Source organism: Porphyromonas endodontalis (assembly GCF_052173515.1).
Lineage (GTDB): Bacteria > Bacteroidota > Bacteroidia > Bacteroidales > Porphyromonadaceae > Porphyromonas > Porphyromonas endodontalis_A.
Genome location: NZ_JBQMYL010000007.1, coordinates 24203 through 50716, shown reverse-complemented (window position 1 = coordinate 50716; position 26514 = coordinate 24203). Strand labels below are relative to the sequence as shown.

Here is a 26514-nt window from a genome sequence, read left to right as displayed (position 1 = left end):
AGCTTGAGCGTACGAGAAGACTCTTTTTCTATGGGCGAGGGGAATAGTGGAAAATCTTTGGTGGTGGGATGGGGAGAGACCCCTCTGTAATAAAAGTACCCCTCAAATCTCTTAGGATAGAGACCTGAGGGGTATTTTCTTTAGGGTTGCTTAGCCTCTAAGAACCCCCGACTATTATGCTTCGGCAGGAGCCTCAGCAGCGGGAGCTTCTTCCTCTACGGCGGGAGTTTCTGCGCTTATTGCGGCAGCTTCTTCAGCCTCTTTAGCGGCCTCTTCTTCTGCCTTTGCCTTAGCTTCGGCGGCACGCTTTTCGGAAAGGGCTTGAGCCTTTACTTTGTTGATTTCTTGCTCTGCAGAGAGACGTTCTGCATTTGCTTTCGCCTTAGCTTCGTTGCACTTCTCGGTTACGGCGTTGAGTGCATCTTGCTTTTTCTTGCGCCAAGCTTCGAAGCGGCTTTCTGCGGTAGCTTCGTCGAACGCACCCTTCTTCACCCCACCAAGGAGATGCTTTTTGAGTAATACACCCTCACGAGAGAGAATGTTGCGAGCGGTATCGGTGGGTTGAGCACCTACACCAAGCCAATAAAGAGCACGCTCGAAGTTCAGATCTATCGTAGCAGGATTAGTGTTCGGATTATAAGAACCTATCCTTTCAATAAATCTACCATCACGTGGTGCCCTGCTGTCTGCGACTACGATCTTATAGAAGGCGTGACCCTTGTGACCGTGACGCTGCAATCTGATTTTAGTTGCCATTTCTTTTTGTTTCTATTAGTGCTGTACACTTTACAGCGACGCAAAGGTACATCTTTTTTGGGAGATACGCTCCCTTCCCACCTGAGTATCTTTTTATTTCTCCCTAGAGTAAGGGGAAAACCCTCATTGTTCCGATTCTAGGGAACGAACACTTTTTCTACATTTCCTATCCCACCATTAGCTCGCGCTTCTACCACTAAATAGTAGGCGTGAGGGGGGAGAGTGATGCTTTTTGTCTCTCCTCGGGAGAGTGAGAGGCTTGCGATGGGTAGGCCTTCTGTCGTGTAGATGCGGTATTCTGTGGCTTGACTTTCGGGTGCCGTAATAAGGAGTTCTCCTCCGCATTGTGCGATCTTTATTCCCGGGCGGAGAGTTCTTGCTAGGTTGCTAGGGTCCCCTGGCCAGTTCTCTTTGAGGTCGATGCGCCACCCATTCCGGAGCGGTAGGGTGAGGTCTACTTCGCTAGCTCCCGGGTTGTTGGCGAGTCGCAGCCATTTCTTCCACCAAGCCTTATTCGCACTCACTGTTATGCCGGAGATGTCGGGTAGTTGATTGACTATCTTTTGTAGTTGGGGGGTAGAGAATTGGTTGTTGGCAAGGAATAGAGAGAATAGATTGCTGGCAAAAGGGGCTATGTCTAGTTCTGTGAATTGGTTGCCATCGAGCCAGAGGAGGTATAGGTCTTTGTTCTCCGAGAGGTTAATTTCCCTTAATTGATTGTCGGAGGCAAGTAGCTCGCAAAGCTCCTTGTTCGCTTTTAGATCCAACTCTTGGAGTTGGGTTTTCTGGCAAAATAGATATTTGAGAAGAGGAGTCTTCGTTAGGTCTATCTTTTGCAAGGGGTTATTGCTGCAACGTAGGTCGGAGAGAATGGGCGCCGATATGCTGAGCGATTGGAGCTTATTGCCCATTACCTCTACCTTCTCCAGCTCGGGTTGCTGGGTGAGGGTAAGTTGAGTAAGCTCATTATTATTGGCATAGAGAACGTGCAGCGCAGGGTTGCCCGATAGGTCTAGCTGGCTTATCCCACAGCCGCTCAAGTTGAGAACTCGGAGGTCGTCTAGCGTACTTACATCGATATGCTTGATGGCACTATTTTCGATAAACAACTGCTGCAACTTTTTGTTTTTGCTTACATCAAGTTGCTCTATTGGGTTGCTTCCACAACGTAGTACCGTAAGGTCTCCTAAGTGATCTACCTGCAAGCTGGATATCTTATTATTCTCGCAGCGCAGTGCCATGAGTCTGTTTAGTTCACTTAGATCGAGAGATTCGATTTCATTCCCATAGCAAATAAGCATGTCAAGTCGGGGAGAATGTTTTACATCCAAGTTCTTGAGATGGTTATTGGCAAGGTGCAACTCTTCGAGCATAAAGCCTGAGGATAGGTCAAGCTGAGAGAGTTCGTTGCATTGACAATGGAGGAAGCGAAGCCTTTTAAGCCGTGTTACGTTGAGTTCTTCGATACTATTCCCTTTGTCGTTGTTGCCTAGGTAGAGGGCAATAAAATCTTGAGGGTCGCTATAAATGCGGATGGTATTCCCTTTTGCCTCCCCTTGGATGCCATCTACTCCGTAGTTCTTTGCTGGGAACTCTTCGCGAACGCCATCTCCCCAGTCTATGGAGAATGGAGAGCGGCAGTGGATCCCTAGGACAATCTCTTTGGGAGCATTCGCGGAGCGTTTGAAGGTAATGGCCTCCTCCTCTTGGGCCTTTGCTCCGATAATAGAGCCTAGAAGCAAGAGCGAACAGACTATTAAGCCACCCTTCTTTACTAGAAATCGTAACATAATCTTTAGCCTTCGTTTTCCATGTAATTACCAGCAGGGGCAAACATGAGTACGAGTACCTTTTTGTCCCCTTCCTCCTCTGTTATCTCGGAGAGCTTGGTGAGGTTAATCATAATGTCGAGGTTTTTCTCCTTGTTTGTCGCTACGAAACCATCTTCACCCAGCGATTGGGGGGTGCTAAAGCCGCTTGCAGCGAGTAGCTGAATAAAGGCTCCGGTGAGCGCAAAACTCTCCCCTTTGGGTTGCGTGGCATACTCTATTTGATGATAGAATCCCCAAAATTCATCAAATTCCCCTGCTCCATTTTTAGAGACAAAGTAGCATCGGAATGAGATTTCATCAGAGGCAACATCGAACCACATAAGCGCGTGAAACCCCTCCTCAGGGTTACTTCGCTCCTCGTTGTAGGTGCCATTGTGAGCCGCCTCATAGGATTTGATTTCGTCTTGACTAGCTCCAAATGCCAAGGAGGGCATGGGTAGTGTGCTAAAGGTCTTGGACTCTTCGTAGGCTACAATGGTTGCTTTGGAGAGATCGATGCTTTGCAATGCCCCCTTTTCTCCACCCATCTCTTGTAGGGTCTTGATGTCGAGGGTGTTGATCTCTCCTGAAACTATGATTTTTGAGGTTTTTGCATATTGCTCGTCCGATAGAAGGCTTCTAAGGCTGCCTGCCTTGTCTACATGGAGTGTAAGGGCTGCTTCGTTTTGGGCGAATAGGACGCCGATAGAGAAGAATAGGGCGGTGAAAAAGAGGATTATTTTAGTCATAACTCAAATCGGCTTAGAGAGATACTTTTGTTATTTGGTTGTTGAAGGAGACGAAATAAACACCCTGAGGTAGGGCAATTTCTAGAGCCGTGTTGGCAGAAGCTTTGGTTTGGTATAGGAGCTGACCTTGAGGATCGAAGATGTGTATGTCTCCCACGCTGTTGGGCAGAAGGGAGAGTATGTTCTCTCTCGTGCTTACTGAGAGGATCCCCTCATTCTGTGTCGGCAAAAGAGCCAAGGGCTTGCCTATCTCAATCTTAGTCTTGCTAAAATGAAACACGGCATTGAGGGCAAGGCGCATTTCTTCTGTGGGTACGTAGAGGGTAAGCCCCTCCTGATCGGGGAAAGCGTCGATGTTGAATTGTGTGGGGTTGCCCGGGGTAATGATAATTTGTTTCAGTTGGGTACATCCCCTGAAGGCATGCGATCCGATCTCTTTGAGAGATTGGGGAAGGGTAATCTCTTGGAGCTTTACACTCCCCTCAAAGGCTTGAGCCGGAAGCATATCCTGAGGATACTTAGGCGAATTTTGGAGCTGCTGCCCATTGAGCAGCAGAGCGCTACCGGAGAAGAAAAATAGAAAAATTAGGATTAGTCTTTTCATCGGATACTTTTGTTGGGAACGTTATACCTGTCTTTGTAAGTTGCTCTCTAGGAAGGAGAAATTACCTCAGATAACCATAGATGGCGTTCCAAGGGAAATGCTCCGTGCCAAGAGAAAAAGCTTTCGCCACAAATATAGTAAAAGATTTTATTCCTATTATTTTGATAATATCAACATGCTTGTGGAGGGTATCCTAGTTGCACGTGTCATGTTTTGTGTTCAATAGGTTTGGATCTGCTCTGTGGGCTTGTTTGTTTTCTTTCTTACTCTAATTCTGCTAGAGTGTTTGCTTTTCTGTATCTTTGTATCTGCAAGTTTTTATCCCTCTTTTAGGGGGCTTATTTTGGAGTGATGGAAAGAAAGATTCAGAGGGCATTGATCTCCGTTTTTCACAAGGAAGGACTGGAAGATATCGTACGTGCTCTGCACGATTTAGGAGTAGAGATTGTCTCTACCGGAGGTACTAAAGACTTTATAGAATCTCTTGGTGTGCCGGCTGTGGCTGCCGAGGACCTAACGAAGTATCCCTCAATGCTTGGGGGGCGTGTAAAAACGTTGCACCCCGCCATCTTTGGGGGGATTTTGGCTCGTCGTGATGAGGAGAAAGACCTCCAAGAGGTGGCTCAGTATGACCTTCGTCTCTTCGACCTTGTACTTGTGGATCTCTATCCTTTTGCCGCCACTGTTGCCTCCGGAGCTTCCGAAGCCGATATTATCGAAAAGATAGATATTGGCGGAATTTCCCTCATCCGAGGGGCTGCCAAGAACTTCCGAGATGTACTTATCGTCTCTTCTTCTGCGCAATATCCCCTTTTGCTAGAGATCTTAACCAACCAAAAGGGATGCACATCGCTAGAAGAAAGAAAACGTTTTGCCGGAGCTGCTTTTGCCGTGTCGTCGGGCTACGATAGTGCCATCTTCAACTATTTCGATGGAGGAGAAGGCTCTGCTTTGCGCATTGCTTACGATGGAGTAGAGACCCTCCGCTACGGAGAAAATCCTCATCAACAGGGGCGTTTCTTTGGCGATTTTGATGCTTATTTCGATAAGATACAAGGCAAGGAAATCTCCTACAACAACCTGCAAGACATCGCGGCAGCTTGCGATCTGATTGCCGAATACAAGGCTCCTACTTTTGCCGTTCTTAAGCACAATAACCCTTGTGGAATAGCTTCTCGCGCAACGATAGAAGAGGCATGGTTAGCCGCTCTCTCCTCAGACCCTGAGTCTGCTTTTGGTGGAATTTTGGTCGCTAATCGCCCTATCGATAAAGCAACGGCAGAGGCTATTGGGAATCTCTTCTTTGAGGTACTCGTAGCTCCGGATTACGATACAGATGCCCTCACGCTCCTCACGCAGAAGAGCAAACGTATCCTGCTTATCCAGAAGAAGCCTATCGAAAGTCGCTTTACTTTCCGCTCCGCTTTGGGTGGCGTTTTGATGCAAGAGACCGACCTCCGTAGCGAAAATAAGGGAGACTTTGAGGTCGTTACGAAGAAGCAACCTACCGAAGATGAGTTGGACGACTTCGTCTTTGCCCAAAAGGTGGCAAAGCACTGTAAGAGTAATGCCGTGGCTCTCGTAAAGGATAGTCATTTGCTGGCAGTGGGGATTGGCCAGACCTCGCGTGTGGCAGCCCTCAAGCAAGCGATTGAGAAGGCGCAGCATTTTGGCTTCGACCTCCGAGGCGCCGTGTTGGCTAGCGATGCCTTCTTTCCCTTCGACGATTGTGTGACTCTCGCTGCCGAAGCCGGCGTAACAGCCGTAGTGCAGCCCGGGGGGTCGATGCGTGATGGCGACAGTATAGCCAAGGCCGATGAACTGGGCCTAGCTATGGTATTTACGGGGGTACGCCACTTCAAACACTAACTTGCCCTCTGAAAGACTAACAGACTAGATGTTTACAAGATAATGGGACTTTTCTCCTTTAGACAAGAGTTGGCCATGGACCTCGGTACTGCCAATACCATCATCATGAAAGATGGTAAGATAGTACTAGACGAGCCCTCTGTTGTCGCTTTCGATCTCCGCACCAATGAGGTGCTTGCCATTGGGCACGAAGCGCGTGAAATGTACGAGAAAGCACACGCTTATATCCGTACCGTTCGTCCCTTGCGCGATGGCGTAATCGCAGATTTTAATGCTGCCGAGCAGATGATACGCGGTATGGTCAAGATGCTGAATAAGAAGTCGCATCGACTATTTACCCCTTCTCTCCGTATGGTGGTGAGTATCCCCTCCGGGAGTACCCAAGTGGAGATACGTGCCGTACACGACTCTAGCGAACATGCCGGAGGGCGTGATGTGTACATGCTTTTCGAGCCAATGGCTGCGGCTATTGGTATCGGCGTGGATGTCCTTGCGCCTCAAGGGAATATGATTGTGGATATAGGTGGAGGTACCACTGAAGTGGCTGTAATATCGTACGGCGGTATTGCCACGAAGCAAAGTATCCGTACGGCCGGCGATGAGTTTACCAACGACATTATGAAGTACATGCGTCAGAAGCATAATGTTCGTATTGGGGAGCGTACTGCCGAGCAGATCAAAATACGTGTAGGAGCTGCCGTTAAAGATTTGGAGAATCCTCCCGAAGACTTTGTTGTTTGTGGGGCCGACCAAATGGATACACTCCCCCGTCAGATCCCTGTTTCAAGCGCGGAGATTGCCGGTTGTTTGGATGAGTCTATCGTAAAGATTGAGGCGGCAATCCTCAAGACATTGGAAGAGACTCCCCCGGAGTTGTACGGCGATGTAATGGAGAATGGTATCAACCTAACGGGAGGGGGAGCCCTGCTACGTGGGCTTGATCGCCGTCTCACCGATCGTTTTGGAATCCAGTTTATAGTGCCGGAAGACCCCCTTCATGCCGTAGCTAAGGGTACCGGGGTGGCATTAAAGAACCTAGATACATTTAACTTTTTAATCCGATAGATCTTGATAAATAGGGAGGGGTATGTTTTGTGCCCCCTCTCTATTTTGACACTTCTAGCTTGACTTACAACAAAGAGGTGCACAAGGCGACCGAATTCCTCCTCTCCCGAGGGCATTGGATTCTCCTCTTAGTGATTGAGGGGCTAGCTCTTGTGCTGATTTTTAACAGCGGGTTTTACCATCGCTTCCTCAATGTTGCCTTTTCTAATCGCCTAGTGGGATCTATCCAACAGGTCACGGGGGAGGTCTCTAGTTATATAGGGCTTCGGGAGAAAAATCGCCTACTTACGGAGAGCAATGCACAGCTAGAAATGCAGTATTTGCAGCTTAAGCAGCAAATGGATTTTGCTCTTGCCGATACCATAAAACCTCTCACTTTTGTACGAGACTCTACTGAAGCGATCCCCGAAATGCAGTTCCTTACCGCTCGGGTGGTTAGCTCAACGATTAATAGAGGGCACAACCTTATTGTGATCAATCGAGGTGCGGAGGCTGGAGTGAAAAAGGATATGGGCGTGATGAGTGCTCGTGGAGTCGTGGGGATTGTCTCCTCTGTATCGCAGGGCTATTCGGTGGTGGTTCCCCTGATAAATCCCTCGCTTAAACTCAGTTGTAAACTTAAACGGACAAACCATTTTGGTTACTTGACTTGGGACTCCCCGGGTTCGGTTACATCAAGACTTACCGATCTACCTTCGCATGTGCGAGTAAACGTTGGCGACACCATCGTGACGAGTGGGTATAGCTCTGTATTCCCTCCCAATTTGTATGTGGGGAGGGTGGATAGTTCGTATCAAGTACGAGATGGGGTTGCTTTGGGCAATGGCAATATCCCTGTTGCTCTGGGTGCCGACTTTGGTACCCTTGATTTTGTATATGTTGTGATGGCGGGAGTCTTTGTTCCGCATGAAGCATTAGACTCAGTTCAATCCCTCTATATTCCATAGATTATGGGGCGTTATCTACTTCTCTTTTGCAAGATTATAGTACTGGTTTTGCTGCAAGTGTGGGTCTTTAGTCCGCTCTATGTCTTCCGGTTGGCTACCCCCTTCCCTTATATCTATATACTCTTTCTTATCCCGATAAATGTCTCTAAAATGGGGATTACTTTGTGGAGTGCCCTTTCGGGCCTTTTACTTGATATCCTATCGGGGACTCCGGGGTTGCACATGGCAGCTTTTACGGCTACAGGCTTTTTGAGGAGCTATCTTTTGCCTCTGTTTGTGGACGCAGATACAGATGGCTCTTATCCCCCTTCGCTTGCTGTTAGTGGCTGGGGAATCGCTCTCTTACTCCTGATCCTCACAGCATTCCACCATACACTTTTATTCTTGCTTGATGCGGTGGGTGCGTTTGATTTACCCTATTTCTTGCTTCGCTTGGGTACCAGTATTGTGGCAACTTATATACTCACCCTCGTGTGTCTGTTGCTGCTGGGATATCGCCCTCGTAAGCGTAGAGGTTAACCCTGTCTGCCCCGATGAAACAGGAGAATCGTAACGAAGCGCAACGCTCCATCTTCCTTATGGCTCTAGCCGTACTGCTTGTCCTCGGATATGTGGCGCGGCTCTTCTACCTCCAGATATTGAGCCCGGAGTATAAGTCCAAGGCAGAGAATAACGCCTTTTATCATCATGTTATCTATCCCGAACGTGGGGCTATTTTCGATCGTACGGGCAAGCTCCTTGTCTACAACGAGCCTGCCTATGATGTGATGGTTATTACTAAGGAAGTGGGCGAAAATCTAGATTCGCTTGCCCTCTGTCAATTGCTCTCGATCAATATCGAAACACTCCGGCAACGCTTCGAAGCTGTACGAAACCGTGACCTCAATCCGGGCTATTCGCCTTATACCCCTCAGCGTCTTTTGGCACAGGTTAGTGCAGGAGATGCCGGTCGTTTTCAGGAGGTTTTGTATAAATTCCCGGGCTTCTCTGTACAGCATCGTAGTATCCGGCGATATGGTACGGAGGTGGCAGCCCATGTCTTGGGGTATATGAGCGAATGCAGTCCCGGCGATTTGGAGCAAGATAGCCTCTTGGCCCCCGGTGACTATGTGGGGAAATCGGGAGTAGAGCGTACCTACGATGCGGCCTTGAGAGGTACTAAAGGCTATGAAGTAATGCTTCGCGATGCACGAGGAAGAATACAAGGAAGGTATAACAATGGAGCCAACGATAGAAAGGAGGTGGCAGGGCGTAATCTGACGCTTTCTATTGATGAGGGGTTACAAGCTTTGGGTGAGAGGATGATGCAGGGTAAGCGTGGCGGTATTGTGATGATAGAGCCTGCTACGGGAGAAGTACTCTGCCTCGTTACAAGTCCCGCCTATTCGCCTTCTCTCCTATCGGGGCGGGATATTGGGAAGAACCACCTCCTCTTGGCATACAATCCGAGTAAGCCCTTGTTTAATCGTGCCCTGCAGGGGGCCTATCCTCCAGGCTCAACATTCAAACCGACACAGGCGGCAATTCTGCTCAACGAGGGGGTTATTACACCTCAAACGCTCTACACTTGCTATCGGGGTTACCCCTATATGCGAGGGAGACCTGCCTGCCACGGTCATGGTTCGCCCTTAGCTGTGGAGTTTGCCCTAACGACCTCGTGCAACGCTTTCTTTGCTTGGGGATTGCACTATATGCTCGATGATCGGAGGCGTTACTCCACGGTACAGGAGGCCTTTACGCATTGGAAAGATTATATGGTGCGGATGGGGTATGGCTATCCTCTTGGGATTGACTTACCGGGAGAGAAACGAGGCTTTATCCCTAATAGCGAGTACTACGATAAGTGGTATAAGGCAGGATGGAACTCCTCCACCATCATTTCAAACTCCATCGGTCAGGGTGAAGTCTTGGCAACGCCCCTACAGATGGCTAACCTTGCAGCTATTGTTGCCAATAGAGGCTACTATTACCGTCCGCACGTTGTACACGAGATAGAGGGAATGTCGCTTGATACGGCTTATAGTCACAAGCAGTACACAGGCATTGCCGCGCAGCACTGGGAGATCGTGGCAAATGGCATGGCAGGGGCAGTACGTGCAGGTACTTGTCACGCTGCCAACTTTGCGCCCGGGGAGATTGAGGTGTGTGGGAAAACAGGTACAGCCGAGAATCCCCATGGTCCCGACCACTCCGCGTTTATCGGTTTCGCCCCCCGCAATAATCCCCAAGTAGCCATTGCCGTATATGTGGAAAACGGAGGCTTCGGGGCTACTTATGGGGTTCCGATTGGGCGTGTGATGCTGGAGTACTATTTGCGTGAAGGGCATTTATCGCCCACGGCTGAGGGGATCGCCTCACGAATGTCTCACTCTTACCTTTCTTACAGAAATGCGCCCTAATGCTCCATCTTCTCTCTTTCGCAGGATTGATTGGATCCTAGTAGGCTTGTACCTCCTGCTTGTCGTTACGGGCTGGTTCACCATCTGCGGAGCTAGCTATAGCTTCGAAACGTCGAGTCTGATAGAGTCGGGGAGCCGCCCTGCTATGCAGCTTATTTGGATGGGGCTAAGCGGAGTCCTTATATTCTTGATACTCTTGAGTGATGTAGGATGGTTTGAGACTTTCGCACCTGTTTTCTACCTCGTGATGATGGGGTTGCTGCTGGTAACGATATTCATTGCCCCCGATATTAAGGGGTCGCATTCGTGGCTGGTATTGGGCCCTATGCGCTTGCAGCCTGCCGAGTTTGCCAAGATTGCTACGGCTCTGATGCTGGCAACAACGCTCAATCGCTACAAGTTCCGCCTTAATTCTTGGCGTGCCTATGGTGAGGTTTTTGCCATTGTGCTTCTCCCCATGATGCTCATTTTCTTGCAAAAAGAGGCGGGTTCTGCCCTGGTGTATACCGCTCTCTTTTTAGCTCTCTATAGGGAGGGGCTCTCGGGTATATTCCTTGGCTTGGCCTTTATCTCCGTGGTGCTTTTTGTGATGGCTCTATCCCTTGCCGATACCATGTGGGGGGCAACAAATGCTGCCTATTGGGCTATTGCTACGGTCATTACTTTTTGCATGTGCATTGCTCTCTTACTCAGTCCAAAGTACCGCTCTCGCCTCTTCAGTTGGGGGCTGCTAGGCTATGCAGGAGTCTATCTTTTGGCACTTCTCTTTAATCACTTCTTCCCCTTCGATATCAGTTTTGTAGCCATCGGGATCCTCGCTCTGCTCATTGGCTATTGTCTCTGGATGGCGGTAAAACGCTTTGCTCGCCGCTACCTGCTTGCCGCTCTTTTGGGGATTGGATGTGTGCTTTATTCCCTCTCCGTCTCGTTCGTTTTCGACAATGTGTTGCAGCCCCACCAGCGAGGGCGTATTGCCGTTGCGCTCGGACTTAAAGAGGACCTCAAAGGGATGGGCTACAACGTAAATCAGGCAAAGATTGCGATAGGGTCGGGGGGACTTACGGGCAAGGGCTTCTTGCAAGGGACACAGACGAAGCTCAGCTATGTACCCGAGCAGGATACGGACTTTATCTTCTGCACCGTGGGCGAAGAGCACGGATTCCTAGGTTCTACGGCGTTGTTGCTGTTTTATTTACTTCTTATCCTGCGCTTTTTCTACTTGGCAGAGCGGCAGGTGAATGCTTTTGGACGAGTCTATGGCTACTGCGTTGGCTCGATATTCCTTTTCCATCTTGCCGTGAATGTGGGTATGGTACTAGGGCTGGTGCCTGTGATTGGTATCCCCCTGCCTTTCTTTAGTTATGGGGGCTCTTCGCTGTGGGGCTTCACCATCCTGCTGTTTATTTTTGTACGGATTGATGCCGACCGCAAGAGGGAGCATTCGCAGCGTTCCTTCTGATCTGTTTGGAGGTAGTGCCTATCTCCTTAGTCGTTGATGCGTTTTCGTAGGAATCTTTTGTAGATGTAATAGAGCCAGGGGCCTGGCACAAGGCGAGGAGGAATGCGTAGCATAAGGTTGCGCACATACTCCCATTTGTTGATGAACCCGATTTTGTAGAAAGTTTTTTGCAGGCAGATGTCTCGCCGGATATAGTACCATCCCCTCCGGCGACCGAGGGTGGCGTGGTTCATGCGAAAGTAGAGAAGAGGCTCGGGTAGGGAGTGAAGTCGTCCCCCCTGTAGGATAACTCGAGCCCAAAGGTAGTAGTCTTCGAATAAGGGGAAGTGCAGGTATCCTCCGGCTTTTAGGATGGCGGCTTTGCGGAAGGCTACGGCAGGATGATTGACAGGGCAGCGATAACGTGCAAAGCGTACAATCTCCTCGTGCTTCTCGGGTAGGGTGCGGCGGGAGATTACCTCGCTCGGCGAATCTACAAATTCGTCGATGCTGCTGCTGAGAAGATCCACCTCCGGATGTTCGTGAAGGAAGGTGATTTGACGCTCAAAACGTGTGGGGAAGGCAATGTCGTCCGTATCCATACGCACCACAATATCGTAGGAACAATTCTTCATCCCTTCGTTTAGGGCGTTGCCCAATCCCCCGTTTTTTTCGAGTCGTACCACCTTGAGCACTTTGGGGTGTTGCTTTTGGTATCCCTCGATAAGGGCGTCTAGCTCCGGGGTGAGAGGTCCATCGCATACGAGTACCACCTCCGGGGCGGGGAGGGTTTGAGAGAAAACGCTATCTAGTGCTGCTGTGAAAAATTGAGGATGCTCCTTGTAGTAGGTGGAGAGAAGTACGGAAAACTCCATCCGTTTTTCGTCGATTGTGGAATTGTTCATCGTGTCAAATTAGTTCCTTCCTCTCTTTTCTAACGAGCTTTTCGCGTGGATATTGTCTCTCCCTCATGCTTTCCTTTGAAATGGAGGTTACTCTGTTGCAGGGGCGGCTTGGAGTAGCGTGTGGGCATGTTGCAGGGCAAGATGGATGTCTTTACAGATGTTTTCTTCGCCTATCTGTTCGGCAATTCCCGACTTTTCCAGTGTTTCGTGTACTTCGTCTCGTACCCCCGAGAGCACAAGTACGATCCCGGCTGCGCGGCACTTCTCGGCCATTATGGCGAGGTTGTGTGCGCCCGTGGCATCCATAAAAGGTACTCTACGCATCCGCAAAATACGCACCTTAGGCTTCCGAGCTACGAACTTGGTTACTTCTTCGAAGCGGTTGGCAATGCCGAAGAAGAAGGGGCCTTGGATCTCAAAAATCTCTACTCCTTGGGGTACTTCTAGGGGTTCATCGGAGGAGGTTTGAGCTACCTCGTTGTCTAGAGGTACCACACGGTCGTGGCGAACCACGTCACTGGCAAGGTAGGTACGGCGCATGAAGAGAAGCATACTCAGCAGCATCCCTATCTCAATGGCAATGGTGAGGTCTAGCATAACGGTGAGTACAAAGGTCACCACTAGCACAACGATATCTCCCTTGGGGCCATGTAATATGGCAAGGAAAGACTTCCATTCGCTCATATTATAGGAGACAACCACCAAGATGCCGGCAAGGCAAGCCATGGGGATGTAGGCCGTAAAGGGGCCCAAGAAGAGCATAATGAGGAGTAGAACTACGGCATGTACCAGCCCTGCAATGGGGGAGCGACCGCCGTTTTTGATGTTGGTCATGGTACGAGCAATAGCCCCTGTTACGGGGATCCCTCCCACAAAGGGTACCACCACATTGGCGACCCCCTGAGCTACCAACTCTACATTAGAATTGTGTTTCTCCCCGATAGCTCCATCAGCCACCGAGGCACTCAGTAGGGATTCTATCGCCCCCAGCATGGCAATGGTAAAGCCGCTCGGGAGTAGCTCTTGGATGGTAGCAAAGTCGAGTTTGAGGGGGTGAATCTCGGGGAGCTTCGAAGAAAAAGTAAAACGATCGCCAATGGTCTCCAGACCCGAAACTGTTGTATACCTTTGTAGTAGGTACACCACCAATGTCATTACGATGATGGCAACGAGAGACCCGGGTATCTTCTTAGAAATTTTTGGGAAGAGGAAGACCAAAGCCACCGTGGCAATTCCTATGAGAGCCGTAGCCCAATCAAGGGTGCCAAAGCTCTCGAAGTAGACACTCCACTTGCCGATGAAGTCTCCTGGGAGAGCCTCCGTTGTCAGCCCGAATAGGTCTTTTATCTGGGTCGTGAAGATGGTAACGGCAATACCGCTCGTGAAGCCTATTATAATAGGATAGGGGATGAAGCGAATCACACTCCCCAGCCGCAATACGCCCACAAGGATGAGGATAAGCCCGGCTATGAGGGTGGCAACGGCAAGTCCTTCGATGCCGTGTTGCTGGATAATACCGTAGACAATGACGATAAAAGCACCTGTCGGTCCCCCAATCTGTACGGAACTCCCACCCAAAAATGAGACAATAAAGCCCCCGATGATGGCTGTTGTGAGGCCAACCTCGGGGCTTACGCCACTGGCAATACCAAAGGCTATGGCAAGGGGTAGGGCAACGATACCTACAATGACTCCTGCCATAATATCCTTGGTCAAACGCTCCGTTGTATATCCGCGGAAGCACTTAAACAGTTGAGGCGTGAACCCCTCAAGGGCATGTTGCCATGCTCGTTGCTTTGTTGTATTCATAACGTCGGTAATCCCTAAAAACTACCGCAAAGATAGCCCCTTTTTCTTCATTAACATTATTTCTAGGGGCTACTGCATCTCTATCGGATAAGCTCTAGTACAGTCTTGTTGAGGTAGAATGTCTGTGTCTTATCCACCCATACAGCATTGTTGGGGGCTTTCAGAAGCTTCTCTTTTCCGCGCTTGAAGTCCTTATCTGTACCGATCGCCATCTTGGGCGTAAAGGGGTAGATACGAAGCTTCTTGGACTTAGCGAGAGAGACCTCTAGGTAATCCGGGATCTGTCCTTCTGCCCCTACAATACGACAGTTATACCCTTCAAAGACTTGTTTGTGAGGAATGTATGCCTCTTGAGTGATGAGGGGAAGTTGACCCTCTAATCCCCAAAGTCGGCATAGATATTCATTGACTTCGGTGTTCAATATCATACCCATGGGGCGAGTGTCTTGGGGGTGGTAGGCTGCCAAGAATACCTCTTCGCCTGTGTGGCTATGGGTCGTAAATCCAAAGGGCATGTGCTGCTGATAGATAAGGATAACCACGGCACTCAAAGATCCGTTGTAAAGCCCTGTTTGTGCGGAGCTCCCCTTGCGTTGCTCTAGAGGGATGGGGCTGTGCTCGTATTCTTCGCACTGGTAGAGGGCATCGAGTTCCTCGTCGGAGAGATCAATAGCAGCGTACTCGCGGAAGAGCTCGCGAGCTTGGTCGTTGGGAGCTTCGTTGAGCATCTGAGCGAGTCCGGCAGCGGTGCGCTTAATGGCTGTGAGCTGACCAAAGAGTACTTCCGGCCCTTGCTTATCTCCTTGACGGAGGCGTTGCAACCCAATACTCAAACCGCTATTGCCGTGGTCGGGCATGATAATGATAGCGGTATTTCCGTCGCGGCGAGCGAAGTCTAGGGCTACCCCTACGGCTTTGTCAAAGGCAAGCATTTCTGAGGCTATCCCTACGGGGTCATTAGCATGAGCTGCCCAGTCTACTTTGCTCCCTTCTACCATAAGGAAGAATCCTTCGCCCTCGGGGTCGTTGAGTAGGGAAATGGCTTTCTGACAACTCTCGGCTAGAGAGGGGATCTTGCTGGGATCTCGATCGAGGTCGTAGGGCATATCGTACTCGCCAAAGAGTGCCCACATTTGCTTGCCTTGGTAGGCGCGCATGGCTTGCATGTCGTTGGCAAAGTAAGGGATGCCCTGCTCTTTGAGTGATTGTTGTAGCGCAGGGGTTATGATCTTGTTACCTCCTCCTATCACTACATCTACGGGGAGGTTTACTATTTGCGGTGCAATCCAATCATATTTCTTGCGATTATAGGAGTGTGCAGAGCAGTCCGCCGGAGTAGCATGGGTAAATTCGCATGTAACAACAAGTCCCGTACGCTTTCCTAGTTTCCACTTCCCGGCCTCTAGTAGGGTAGTCATGGGTTGATAGGCGAGCTTAGGGTCTAGGGGTTGTAGGTCGTGATCGGTACTTACGGGATAGGTGGCAATAAATCCGCTTTGCGAGGGAATGCCGGTCATGTAGCAGCTCGTGGTGGGGGCGGAGTCGCCGATGGGGGCATCGGAGCAGTCGGTGAGTACCGTCCCGCATAGGATTGAGTCGAGGTGCAAATGCAGTTTGTCAGGCTGCTGATAGCGTTGGTACCAGCGTGCTAGAGATAGCGCAGGTAGGGAGGTGCCATCCGGTATCATTACAATAATGTTGCGCACGGGTTTTACCGTAGTAGGGAGTTGCCCCCATAAGCTTCCAAAGCTAAGGGCAAAAAGGGCTAAGAGTAGGATTTTCTTACGAATCATAATGGAATGGTTAAAAAAAATGGGGCTGTTTATTTAATTGGCTCGGGCTAGCTCGGGAATGATTTGAGCAAGTACGCTCACCACCTCTTCGCGAGAAACCCCATCCGCCGGTATTACGAGTATTGTGTCATTGCCTGCAATCGTGCCCACAATGGCGTTGTTGGCAATGGAGTCTATGTCTACACAGATGCTGTGGGCATAGCCCGATCGCGTTTTAAGTACAACAAAAGCCCCCGAGTAGTGGATAGAGCGAAATCCCTTTGTTCCCATCACACGGAATACTTCTTGCGTGGTCCGTGCTTGGTCGTTGGGCATGCGGTAGCAGCTAACATCCTCTCTGGAGTAGCGGTCTTTGGAGATGTTGAGTTCGTACATGTCACGCGAGATGGTTGCCTGAGTGGCACTGATCCCATTGATCAAAAGTAGCTCGCGTAGCGTCTTTTGGTTGGGAACATCGTTGTTGCGGATAAGACGACAGATGAGCGCTTGTCGTATTTCTTTCTTTGTTGCCATGATGCGTTTTTGATATGTCTAGGGGTATGTACTCCCTCTTTTTGTTGCCTTTCTGCTCTTTTTTAGGGGAGACTACCACTTTGCAAATGTAGCAAAAATGAATAATATAAGCGATATGAATAAGGCTGAGCTCCAAGTTTTTTACGCTCCCTGCCTGCTGGCTCTAGTGCCTCTGGCCAATAATCAAATCTTTGTTGCCTAATTTCTTGTCGGGATTCTGCTCTAAACTTTTTTCATTTCTGCCTGTGGAATAAAAAATTTCCGGCCTGTATCTATTTCTTTTTCACCCGGACTTTTTTGGCGGTTTCACGCATGGATTTTTCCTGCTCACGCGCTCATTCTGGCGAGATGGGCTATGCTCGTTTGGGTAATAATAGCTAACTTTGTGGGGCTTAACGCACGAATATATAAATGACTACGTTGTGCCTTCTTCTCTTTCTCCCCCTGGGGGGCTTTGAGAGGAGAGCGGCAGAGCTAGACCTAATGAATATTGCACAATGGATTTGATGAAAGAAATCGTAGCGCGTGCTGCTGCTAACAAGCAACGCATTGTGCTGCCCGAGGGGACAGAACCCCGTACTCTACAAGCTGCCGACAGACTTTTGGCAGATGGTGTTGCAAACCTCGTTCTCATTGGCGAACCTGCCGCTATCAAGGCTAAGGCTGCTGAGTTGGGGCTTACCCATATCGGCGAAGCAGAATTGATCGACCCCAATTGCCACGCCAAGAAAGAGGCTTATCGTGATCTCCTTATGGAGCTTCGTAAGTCTAAGGGGATGACCCAAGAAGAGGCTGATAAACTCGTGGTAAATCCGCTCTACTTGGCTTGTCTTATGATTAAGGCGGGCGATGCAGATGGCGAACTTGCCGGGGCACAAAATACAACAGGTAATGTACTGAGACCTGCCCTCCAGCTTATCAAAACAATGCCCGGCCTTAGCTGTGTGAGTGGAGCATTCCTCCTCTTTACCCAAGCAAAGCAATACGGCAGAGAGGGGCTTCTTGTGGTGGCAGACTGTGCCGTTACCCCCAATCCGAATGCGAATGAATTAGGGCAAATCGCTGTGGCTTCGGCTACTACGGCGCGCGCTATTGGCGGTATGGAACCCCGCGTAGCTATGCTTAGCTACTCTACCAAGGGGAGTGCCAAGGGCGAACTTGTAGATAAGGTGGTAGAAGGGTTGCGCGTGGCCAAAGAATTGGCTCCCGACCTCGCTATTGATGGTGAGTTGCAGGCAGACGCGGCTCTTGTGGAGGCAGTGGCATCCCTCAAAGCCCCCGATAGCCCTGTGGCTGGTAAGGCAAATGTGCTCGTATTCCCCTCTCTCGAGGTAGGGAACATCGCCTACAAGTTGGTAGAACGTCTCGGTGGTGCCATGGCTGTAGGGCCTATCCTCCAAGGTATGGCTGCACCTGTAAACGACCTCAGCCGTGGCTGCTCGGTAGACGATATTTACAAGATGGTGGCTATCACAGCCAATCAGGCTATTGCTGCTAAACAATAAAATCACCTTTTAGTCTCATATCTATAATATGAATGTATTAGTGCTTAATTGCGGAAGTTCGTCCGTAAAGTATAAATTGTTTCAGATGCCCGAGGGCAAAGTTCTTGCCCAAGGCGGAGTGGAAAAATTGGGTTTGTCGGATTCTTTCCTAAAGTTCAAATTGCCTTCGGGAGAGAAGGTGGTACTTGAGAAAGATATGCCCGAGCATACGGTGGCTATCGACTTTATCCTCAAAACGATTACCGGTAGCGAATATGGTTGCATCAAGAGCCTCAGCGAAATTGATGCCGTGGGGCACCGCTTGGTACATGGGGGCGATAAGTTCAGCGAAAGCGTGGTAATTACCGATGCGGTAGTAGAAAGCGTAAAGCAGTGCATTGATCTTGCTCCTCTGCACAACCCCTCTACGCTTAAGGGTGTGGCTGCCGTTACGGAGCTAATTCCCGGCGTGCCTCAGGTAGGCGTGTTTGATACCGCCTTCCCTCAGACGATGCCGCAACGCGCTTTTATGTACGCACTCCCCTATGAGTACTACGAAAAGTATGGCGTGCGCCGCTATGGCTTCCACGGAACAAGCCACCGCTTCGTAAGTAAGCGTGCCTGTGAGTTCTTAGGACTTGACTACAACAAGGCTCGTATTATCACGGCTCATATCGGTAATGGTGCCTCTATGTGCGCTATCAAAGAGGGCAAGTGCATCGATACCACCATGGGACTTACCCCTACAGAGGGGCTTATGATGGGTACTCGTGTAGGGGATGTAGACCCCGGTGCGCTTGTTTTCATTGGAGAGAAAGAGGGTTTGTCTATGGCACAGCTCTCCGAGGTAATCAATAAGAAGAGTGGGGTACTCGGCGTGAGTGGAGTCTCTAGCGATATGCGCGAAATAGAAGAGGCTATCTCTCAAGGTAACGAGCGTGCCAAACTCGCGTTGGAGATGTACGACTACCGCATCAAGAAGTATGTAGGAGCCTTTACCGCCGCTATGGGAGGTTTGGACCTTCTCATCTTTACGGGAGGAGTTGGCGAAAATCAGACCACCACACGAGAGTACGTTTGCGAAGATATGCAGTATATGGGTATTGAGATTGATAAGACACTCAATGCGAAGATACATGGAGACGAAGCTCTGCTTTCTACGAAAGAGAGCAAGGTAAAGGTAGTGGTAATTCCTACCGACGAGGAGCTCATGATTGCCCTTGATACGGTGGCTCTCACCTCAAAATAATCCCTTCCCTCCCTCTTAAGGAGGAAGAAAGAAGCGGTTCTTACCTGTATGGGTGGGAGCCGCTTTTCTGTTTTCTCGCCCTTCTTCTGATGTTGCGCCCCTGATCCCCCCCCCTCTCCTCCATAATTAAAAAGAGGATCCATATATAATAGGTGTACCCATTGCAAGAGGTGGATGCCGCTTCTCCTTGCCCTTCTCAGGTCTTTCTTCTTTTCTTCTTCAGAAGAGATTCTCACGATAAAAAGGAAGGGGATTTACATCTCTTCTTAGATTCTCGATTCTTCTTTTTCTGTGGGAGGATTTCTCTTCCCTCTCTATCTGGGAGGAGAAATTTGCTCGTTGGAGTAAAAAATATTGTATGAAAAATTTTAGTGAATGCGTTTTCCTTTATATCTAGGCTATATGCGTTTCGTATTTTTCTACCCCTATTTCTTTGTTAATATAGACCCCTATTTTGCCTTTTTCCACCGTCTTGTTTCTATATTTTATGTAATGCCCAATCTTGGGAGGTGTATTTTGAATGGGAAAAAGAGTGCTTACGTCGAGATTCTTTTTATCTTTGTGCGTTGAAGTGTATACAGCGGTATATACAGAACTATGTCGTAGATGGGGTTTTGTTCGGAGAAAAAGTGCATAACTAGCCTTCCAGACTCAAGATTTTGCTGAGGACTATGGTCTGAAGATTTTGTCTTGAAGTCTCTTTGAGGTGTTTGCCCAAAACAGAGATGCTTTATTTGGTGAGGCTCTCCGTTTTCGTCTTTTTCTCGATGATTCTTGCCCTGTCTTCTAAATCTGCGACAACTTTGGATACTCGGGTATAATAAATTGATTACTAATATAATTCAGAACAAAATGAAACAGAAATTTTTGAGTAAATGGATTTTTGCCGGAGCAGCCTTAGTCCTAGGGCTTTCTGCGTGCAATAACAAAAATGAGGATGACCTCGCTCGAGAGAAAGGGTATGATACCTACTCTACCATCTCTCTCTCTCTCCCCGCAAGCCTCCGTGCCGGAGAAGATGATAATTACAACAAGGAGGGGGATGCTTACAAGGGTGTTGATCATATTAAGACCCTAACTCTTTATATTATTGATGAAGCTAAGCCCACAGACCAACCCGAAGCCCATCACTTTACAGAAGAGAATCTGCATCTTGATGGTGCAACCGGTAAGGTGACGATGACTCCATTCCGTACAAAGAGTGGGAATAAGACTGTATACGCTGTAATCAACATTACCAATCCCATTAAGGCTGATCTTGATGCTGCTGCTAATAAAGCAGATTTCAAAACAGCTTATGAGAAAGCTTACGAGGCGTTTGGAACAAATCCTATCGCTTCTTTGGAGAGCAATAAGGACGTGATCGTGATGACAGGGAAGCCTGTTACACAGGATATTAAGCCCAATGTTTCGGCTCTCAATGCCCCCGATCTTAATAATGTACCCATTGTCCTTACTCGTGCAGCCGCTCGTGTCTCTGTGACAACTACAGCTGCAGAGAAGTCCGCTGGGGTATATGAGATAAAGGCGACTCTCCCTAATGGCAGTACGAAGGTTTTTGGAGAGATTAGTGATCTTAAGTGGTCAGTAGCTCAATATGAAAAGAAGTTCTTCCTCCTCCAGAGGGATGATCGTCAGAGTCCTAGCTACGACTGGATTACTAGCAGCACTGATTACACTACGGAAGCTCCTAACAAATATGACTATACGCAGATTAGTGGTGATGATAAATTCCTTGGCGTTAAGCGTATTACTTCTTACGGACTTCCTGAGGTTGCCTCTGTAGAGTACAAGTATATCTCTGAAACCACCCATAAGAAGGCTACAGATTCTTCAGATCCTATGACCTCGGGTTACCGCAAGGGGAATACTACTTACGTATTAGTTAAGGGTAAGTTTAGCCCTGCTAACGATATGTGGGCAGATGGGGAAAAGGCTCTTATGGCTCCTAATGGGGACCTTTTCTATGGTCTTGCTACTCAGAAATTCTATAGCTCAGAGCAGGCAGCTAAGACTGCCGGTAACAATGACCGCAAGATTGTAACCTACAAGAAGGGTATGGTATTCTACTTCCTCTGGGTTAATCCTAATGAAGTTAATATGACCAAGTGGGCGATGTCTCCTGTATATCGTAACAACATCTACAACGTAAACATCAGCTCTTTCCAAAACATCGGTCTTTCTGGTAATCCTCTTATTCCGGATCCTGATCCAAATCATCCTGATAAACCAGACCCAGATGATCCAGATACTCCCAAACCGGAAGAGCCTCTGCCAACTGAAAAGACCTTTATGGTAGCAACCATTACCATCACTCCTTGGACGTGGCATAACTACAATATCGATCTCTAAATCTATGGGCTCTAATCACACGAATGCCCTTGTGGGGCAAGAAGCGTGAGAGAGAACCAAACTACGAATTAAGTCTGTGGGAGAGAGGTCCCTCCTAAGGAGAAGTACAAGAGACTTCTCATGCACTCTCTCCAAGGAAATCCCCTCTCCCACTTTCTAACTCTTATCAATGTAGTAATGAAGAGTATTTATAAGCTGTTGGGAGGCCTACCCCTCGTGCTGTTTACTTTGCTGGGGCTGACCTCTTGTGACAAATGGATATATGAAAACTTTGAGGATTGCCCTCAAGCAATAAAGGTAGGATTCTATTCTAAAACAGAATGTGCAGATCAAAAATCCTATCCCCAGGGGGTGACTCGGCTGAATATCTACGCATTTGACAAAAACGATGTGCTCTATAGCTCCCATGTTGTGGATAATGTACGTCTGTCTGAGGCCTATGAGTATTCTATCCCGGTAGAAAGACCCGGATTGTATTCTGTCTTATCGTGGGGAAACCTTGGCGACCACTACTATGATATTGGTACCGTGGAAGTTGGCAAGACCACGAAGCAAAATATACTTTTCCGCTTGCGACAAACAGGCAAGTGGGGTGAAGATCTCCGAGAGACAACGCTTTGGTATGGAGAGAGCCCCGTTGTGCAAGTAGAGCGGAATACAACGAACTACGAGCGCTACACAGAGACTTCTGTAAACCTAAGAGAGTATACCAATCGTATTGCTGTCATTGTCGAAGGTGTACCCAGTCCGGAAGAGTATAAGATAGAGATTGCCTCCAGCAATGGCACCTATCGTGTAAATGGGCGAGTTGCAAATGCAGATTCCACCTTCTATCCGGGAGTGACCAAAGTAGTAGGGGATAGTACTTGTCGTGCCGATTTCACAACACTAAAACTGGAGAGCGGGCATAAAAATACCCTCATCGTGACCAATAAAGCGAAGGGCGTGGAGATGTTCCGAACAGACCTCGTAGGGGTAATTCTCTCTAGTAACTATGCGGAGAATATCAACCTCCGTTGTCTCAACGACTTCAAGGTAAGGCTTGTTGCACATCATTGCGATTGCCCCGAAAATACCTATCAGATTGTTGAGATTTGGATTAATGATTGGCTTGTCCACTCCTATAGTATTGTAGTATAAGGATAACCAAAATAGATAACAAAAATCCCGGATAAGCCTCCGGGGAATAGCATTCACCCTTGCCATACACACGCATAGAGTTGTATTGCCGTGGTATTTGATAAAGGATATAACAATGATAAATAAGTCATATTTGTCTCTCATCAGAGGTTTTGCCAGTCTGCTCTCTTCTTTCGCACTGGGAGGTTTGCTCCTAGTTTCGTGCGAAACCAAGGGGACTGGAGGCAATGTCTCTCCCATTGATCCCAATGGGACGCAGGCTTCTGATAGTACCCTGCTTTCTGTAAGTCTTCAGATGACAGAGACGGGTACGGGTACAGATCTTAGAGCTGGAGGGACTATAAATACAAATGACGAAGACTATGTGTCTGAGGTACGTCTCATCCTTTGTAAGTCTGCGACAGGGGCAGTCGTTTTCAATAGTAAGTTAGATTTCCCGACATCGGGTATTGGCTCTAATAACAATGGATATTCCAATCGGAGCCTTCCTACCCGTATCTTGCCGGGCTTCTACAATGTTTATATAATCGCCAATGAGTCTTACTGCACCGGGGTCTCGCCAAGTGTTTTCAACGCTCTAAGTACAGAGAGTGAAGTGCGTGATCTGCAGTGTGACTTCAAAAAAGAATTCTCTCCCTCCCAAGCTACTAAAAAGGGATTGCTTATGACCGCTCGGAAGGAAAATTGTCAGATCCCGAAGGGGCATACACTGGCAAATCCTTTTGTCCTAAAGGCAGAGCTTGATAGGGTAGTCGCAAAGTTGTCCATAGAGATTCGCAGGCCTCAAGGGAGCCCCGCCGAACGAAAAAAATTATATGTAAGCGAAATGGGCCTGTCTAAGGTCTCCTCAAAAAGTTTTCTCTTTTCGGAGCCCTCTCATCCCGCTTATGCCGGAGCTTTGAATGTACAACATACTTTCCAGACAACGGGTACTCCCCAAAAGATCGCTTTCGGTGTCGTGCAATCTCGTTATATCCCCGAGTATACAGGCACGCAGCCTCTCCAGCTTGCTCTAAAGATCCGCCAAGAGGGAGCCTCCGAAGAGCAGACAAGGATAATCAAGTTGGGAGAGCAAGATAGTTATCACTTTCGACGTAACCATCACCATAACTATGTACTCAACCTTAAGGACTGGAGTGATATCGCTGTAGGTATCTCTATTGAAGATTGGAAGGTGGAGACCTCTTGGGACTATGTTGGCGAATACTTTAATCTCTGGTGTGCATCCAAGATTAAACCGAACTCGGACATAAAGCTTCGCTTGTACACCTCTAAGGCTCCTGTCCCCAGAGGGCACGAGGTAATCCTTGAGCCTCTCAATGGCGCAAAGATCAACAACTCCACGAACAAGGTTTCGTTTACAGAAACGGATTACGGCGCCTTCAGAGAGTACACACTACACACCGCTCCAACAGGCAATTCGCTCAGGGTCCTTTACAAGGTGAGCGGCCGCTCTGCCATAATAGAAACAGAGTTTTGAGGAGTGTATATTTAACCACTACAAAGATGAAAAGATTCTTTTCTCACACACTATACTGGTTGTCTTGGAGCATTTTGCTTCTTACTTCAGTGGCATGTAGCCACCAAGGGGAAGACGATTTGCAGTCCAACAGCCGTCTGGGCCTCGCCCTCAAAGTGGAGGATTCTCAACTCATGAGACAGGGCACAGCGACCGCCGAAGAGACGAAAATAGACAATGTTATGGTCCTATTTTTTGAGACGACCGGTCAGCAGAGGCTTTGGAATAATAAGATCTATGAGTATGATGCTACAGCTACGGGGCTTGCCGATCCCACAAAGTGGGAAGATGGTCAGACCATGTTGTTCCCGCTCTCGCCGGAGGAGGTAGGACTCAAAAAGGTGGTTGTTATCGCCAACTATAAGGGAAAAGGAGCTCTCGAGACGAAGTTGCGTGCCGTACAGAAGTTTGGAGACTTCTCGGATGCAACCAAACAGATTTACTACGAATCTGCCAGCGAAAACTCTCAGATAATTGCACCGCTCCTCTTGATGCAGGGGGAGGTCGTACACACTTTTACGAAAGTGGATCGTAAGGCTCAGGTTGTACTTAGAAGGGCGGTTGCCAAGATTACGGTAAAGCTGAATCTGCAATGGAAACCCCTAGATGCTAGGCGCACAGTTCCCTCGGAGCGTTCTTTTTATCAGTTTCGGGATGTAGCAAAGCGAACCCATGTTGTGGAGCATGCCAACCTCTTGTTGGATCCCTCCAAGCGCAGCGTACGTTACAATGACAACCCTGCTACGGCCACAACACCCCTTGTTGCCGGGAATCAATATATGTGGGAGTTTGCTCCTTTGACTACACCTCGAGAAGGTCCCTTTGTAGTATCGGCTTATATCAATGAGTATAATCAAGGGATGGAAAAGGCCAATGTGCCTCCTTATCTCTACCTTGCCCTTTATGCAGAAGTGCCGGAGTCTCATGCGGATGATCCGGAAGGGAAGTATCCGCCTCCTGCAGGGGGAGATATATACCCGGCTCATAAGGGATACTATTACTATAGAGTGATCTTGCCCCGTCAGGTCAAACGTAATACGCACTATATCCTAGATGCCCAGATCTTATCTGCCGGCTCCGGAGATGCTGCAAAGCCTGTGGAGCTTTCTCCCACCATCTCTGTGGCGGGATGGTCTGAGGTTGATTTGTCGGGAGAGGGCACAAGCAAAATTTATAATTAATTGTTGATCCCATATGAGTAAGTATACTAAGAATATCGTAAGACTATTCGCTGCAATGCTTATAGTAGGGAGCTTGGGGGCTTGTACCGATCGTGATGCAAAGAACCCTCAAGATGCTCTTACTGCTTCGGTGAATGCTTCGTCTGTTGATGGAGAGCTTCGTGCGGGAGAGATCAGCAAGTTACGCGTTATATCTTCTGCTCATCGGTATAACCGAGAGGTTACTGTACAGCAGAATAAGGTTCGTTTCACCCTCCCAAGTAATGAAAAACAAACATTGTTCTTTGTTGCAGGGGAGCGAGAAAATTTGGGCGCACTGCAGGCTACAGAGTTTAATCAAAAGGAACTTAGGACAGTAGACTACTTTGGCGCCAATGGAAAAACAGAGCCAAAGCTATATGTAGGGTCGCTATCTCTAAAAGATGGTGTAGAGGCAGTGCCTTCTATTTCTCTTGCTCCTACGTATGCCAAACTTTCGTATAAGATTCGCTTTTTAGACGAGCCTCGCTCTTCCACTCCGGGACCGGAGCTTAGGGCGGCATGGCCGCCAAGGGAAGTTACGAAAGTGTGGATTGCCAAAGTGCCTCCCACCTTCTCTTTAGGAGGGGTGAAGACTTACTACACATGTCCCGCTACCGATTATAAGACTTTCCAGCTCGGTGAAGAGAAGAGAGGAGTCTGTTATTTGCCGGAGCACGATCCCTCTGATATCAATAATCGTACCTATATTGGGGTTCAGGTAAAGACCCCTTGGGAGGCTGGAAATAATTTGCACGAATACTATGTAGTAGTGCATGAGCCGTACGATAATGTCAATTACGGAAAGATTGTACGTGGGCGGCACTACAAGATGACCGTAACTCTTCCTGTGAAGATATACCCATAAGAAAGAGTCTTATAACGGGTTTGAGTTACAACTAAATAGAACGAA

The 26514-nt window shown here is 48.5% G+C and carries 21 protein-coding genes; 13 read left to right on the top strand and 8 right to left on the bottom strand.

What is annotated here, in order from left to right; all coding sequences use genetic code 11:
• Window positions 1-174: 174 nt before the first annotated feature.
• The 4 genes from ACTTHR_RS04810 to ACTTHR_RS04795 form a co-directional block, all read right to left on the bottom strand.
• Entirely contained in the window at window positions 175-756 is a 582-nt protein-coding gene (locus tag ACTTHR_RS04810; protein ID WP_276775139.1) for a 30S ribosomal protein S16, read from the bottom strand.
• Window positions 757-893: 137 nt separating this feature from the next.
• The gene (locus ACTTHR_RS04805; RefSeq protein WP_442605377.1) at window positions 894-2546 is read right to left on the bottom strand and encodes a leucine-rich repeat domain-containing protein; all 1653 of its coding nucleotides are present in this window, start codon (window positions 2544-2546) and stop codon (window positions 894-896) included.
• Window positions 2547-2551: 5 nt separating this feature from the next.
• Window positions 2552-3316, bottom strand: coding sequence for a hypothetical protein (locus ACTTHR_RS04800; RefSeq protein WP_442605376.1), 765 nt, complete (start codon window positions 3314-3316; stop codon window positions 2552-2554).
• A gap of 13 nt (window positions 3317-3329) precedes the next feature.
• Complete coding sequence (locus ACTTHR_RS04795; protein ID WP_442605375.1) at window positions 3330-3920, bottom strand: leucine-rich repeat protein; 591 nt, start codon at window positions 3918-3920, stop codon at window positions 3330-3332.
• A 351-nt stretch (window positions 3921-4271) separates the two neighbouring features.
• On the opposite strand from ACTTHR_RS04795, the gene purH reads away from it, so the two are divergent.
• From purH to rodA, 6 genes are read left to right on the top strand one after another with little or no spacing between them, the layout of a single operon-like run.
• The gene (gene purH / locus ACTTHR_RS04790; RefSeq protein ID WP_442605374.1) at window positions 4272-5789 is read left to right on the top strand and encodes a bifunctional phosphoribosylaminoimidazolecarboxamide formyltransferase/IMP cyclohydrolase; all 1518 of its coding nucleotides are present in this window, start codon (window positions 4272-4274) and stop codon (window positions 5787-5789) included.
• 42 nt (window positions 5790-5831) lie between these two features.
• The gene (locus tag ACTTHR_RS04785; RefSeq protein WP_004333527.1) at window positions 5832-6854 is read left to right on the top strand and encodes a rod shape-determining protein; all 1023 of its coding nucleotides are present in this window, start codon (window positions 5832-5834) and stop codon (window positions 6852-6854) included.
• Window positions 6855-6913: 59 nt separating this feature from the next.
• Window positions 6914-7801 carry a rod shape-determining protein MreC gene (gene mreC / locus ACTTHR_RS04780; RefSeq protein WP_442605373.1) on the top strand — a complete coding sequence of 296 codons (888 nt, stop codon included), beginning with the start codon at window positions 6914-6916 and terminating at the stop codon, window positions 7799-7801.
• Window positions 7802-7804: 3 nt separating this feature from the next.
• Complete coding sequence (locus ACTTHR_RS04775; protein ID WP_442605372.1) at window positions 7805-8320, top strand: rod shape-determining protein MreD; 516 nt, start codon at window positions 7805-7807, stop codon at window positions 8318-8320.
• Between the two features lie 14 nt (window positions 8321-8334).
• Window positions 8335-10200 (top strand): penicillin-binding protein 2, encoded by a 1866-nt coding sequence (mrdA, locus tag ACTTHR_RS04770; protein ID WP_442605371.1) that lies wholly within the window; start codon window positions 8335-8337, stop codon window positions 10198-10200.
• Window positions 10190-11659, top strand: a complete 1470-nt coding sequence (gene rodA, locus ACTTHR_RS04765; RefSeq protein ID WP_442605370.1) for a rod shape-determining protein RodA — start codon at window positions 10190-10192, stop codon at window positions 11657-11659. Before mrdA ends, rodA begins: the two co-directional genes overlap by 11 nt.
• Window positions 11660-11685: 26 nt before the next feature.
• Here rodA and ACTTHR_RS04760 read toward each other — a convergent pair whose 3' ends face one another.
• From ACTTHR_RS04760 to ACTTHR_RS04745, 4 genes are all read right to left on the bottom strand, one after another.
• A complete protein-coding gene (locus ACTTHR_RS04760) occupies window positions 11686-12513 on the bottom strand; it encodes a glycosyltransferase (RefSeq protein WP_442605414.1) in 828 nt (275 codons plus the stop codon).
• 117 nt (window positions 12514-12630) lie between these two features.
• Complete coding sequence (locus tag ACTTHR_RS04755) at window positions 12631-14352, bottom strand: SulP family inorganic anion transporter (RefSeq protein WP_442605369.1); 1722 nt, start codon at window positions 14350-14352, stop codon at window positions 12631-12633.
• 80 nt (window positions 14353-14432) lie between these two features.
• Window positions 14433-16145 (bottom strand): alkaline phosphatase, encoded by a 1713-nt coding sequence (locus ACTTHR_RS04750; protein WP_442605368.1) that lies wholly within the window; start codon window positions 16143-16145, stop codon window positions 14433-14435.
• A 33-nt stretch (window positions 16146-16178) separates the two neighbouring features.
• Window positions 16179-16658 carry an arginine repressor gene (locus ACTTHR_RS04745; protein WP_304285339.1) on the bottom strand — a complete coding sequence of 160 codons (480 nt, stop codon included), beginning with the start codon at window positions 16656-16658 and terminating at the stop codon, window positions 16179-16181.
• A 497-nt stretch (window positions 16659-17155) separates the two neighbouring features.
• Between ACTTHR_RS04745 and pta the strand changes: the two genes are divergently transcribed.
• The 7 genes from pta (at window position 17156) to ACTTHR_RS04710 (ending at window position 26469) form a co-directional block, all read left to right on the top strand.
• Window positions 17156-18163 (top strand): phosphate acetyltransferase, encoded by a 1008-nt coding sequence (gene pta / locus ACTTHR_RS04740; protein WP_115321306.1) that lies wholly within the window; start codon window positions 17156-17158, stop codon window positions 18161-18163.
• Window positions 18164-18191: 28 nt separating this feature from the next.
• Complete coding sequence (locus tag ACTTHR_RS04735; RefSeq protein ID WP_442605367.1) at window positions 18192-19391, top strand: acetate kinase; 1200 nt, start codon at window positions 18192-18194, stop codon at window positions 19389-19391.
• 852 nt (window positions 19392-20243) lie between these two features.
• Window positions 20244-21743 carry an Mfa1 family fimbria major subunit gene (locus ACTTHR_RS04730; RefSeq protein ID WP_442605366.1) on the top strand — a complete coding sequence of 500 codons (1500 nt, stop codon included), beginning with the start codon at window positions 20244-20246 and terminating at the stop codon, window positions 21741-21743.
• A 177-nt stretch (window positions 21744-21920) separates the two neighbouring features.
• On the top strand, window positions 21921-22883 hold the full coding sequence (locus tag ACTTHR_RS04725) for a FimB/Mfa2 family fimbrial subunit (protein WP_442605365.1): 963 nt from the start codon (window positions 21921-21923) through the stop codon (window positions 22881-22883).
• Between the two features lie 115 nt (window positions 22884-22998).
• Window positions 22999-24363, top strand: coding sequence for a hypothetical protein (locus tag ACTTHR_RS04720; RefSeq protein WP_442605364.1), 1365 nt, complete (start codon window positions 22999-23001; stop codon window positions 24361-24363).
• A gap of 26 nt (window positions 24364-24389) precedes the next feature.
• Entirely contained in the window at window positions 24390-25583 is a 1194-nt protein-coding gene (locus tag ACTTHR_RS04715) for a fimbrial protein (RefSeq protein ID WP_442605363.1), read from the top strand.
• A 13-nt stretch (window positions 25584-25596) separates the two neighbouring features.
• Window positions 25597-26469 carry a hypothetical protein gene (locus tag ACTTHR_RS04710; RefSeq protein ID WP_442605362.1) on the top strand — a complete coding sequence of 291 codons (873 nt, stop codon included), beginning with the start codon at window positions 25597-25599 and terminating at the stop codon, window positions 26467-26469.
• Window positions 26470-26514: the final 45 nt, after the last annotated feature.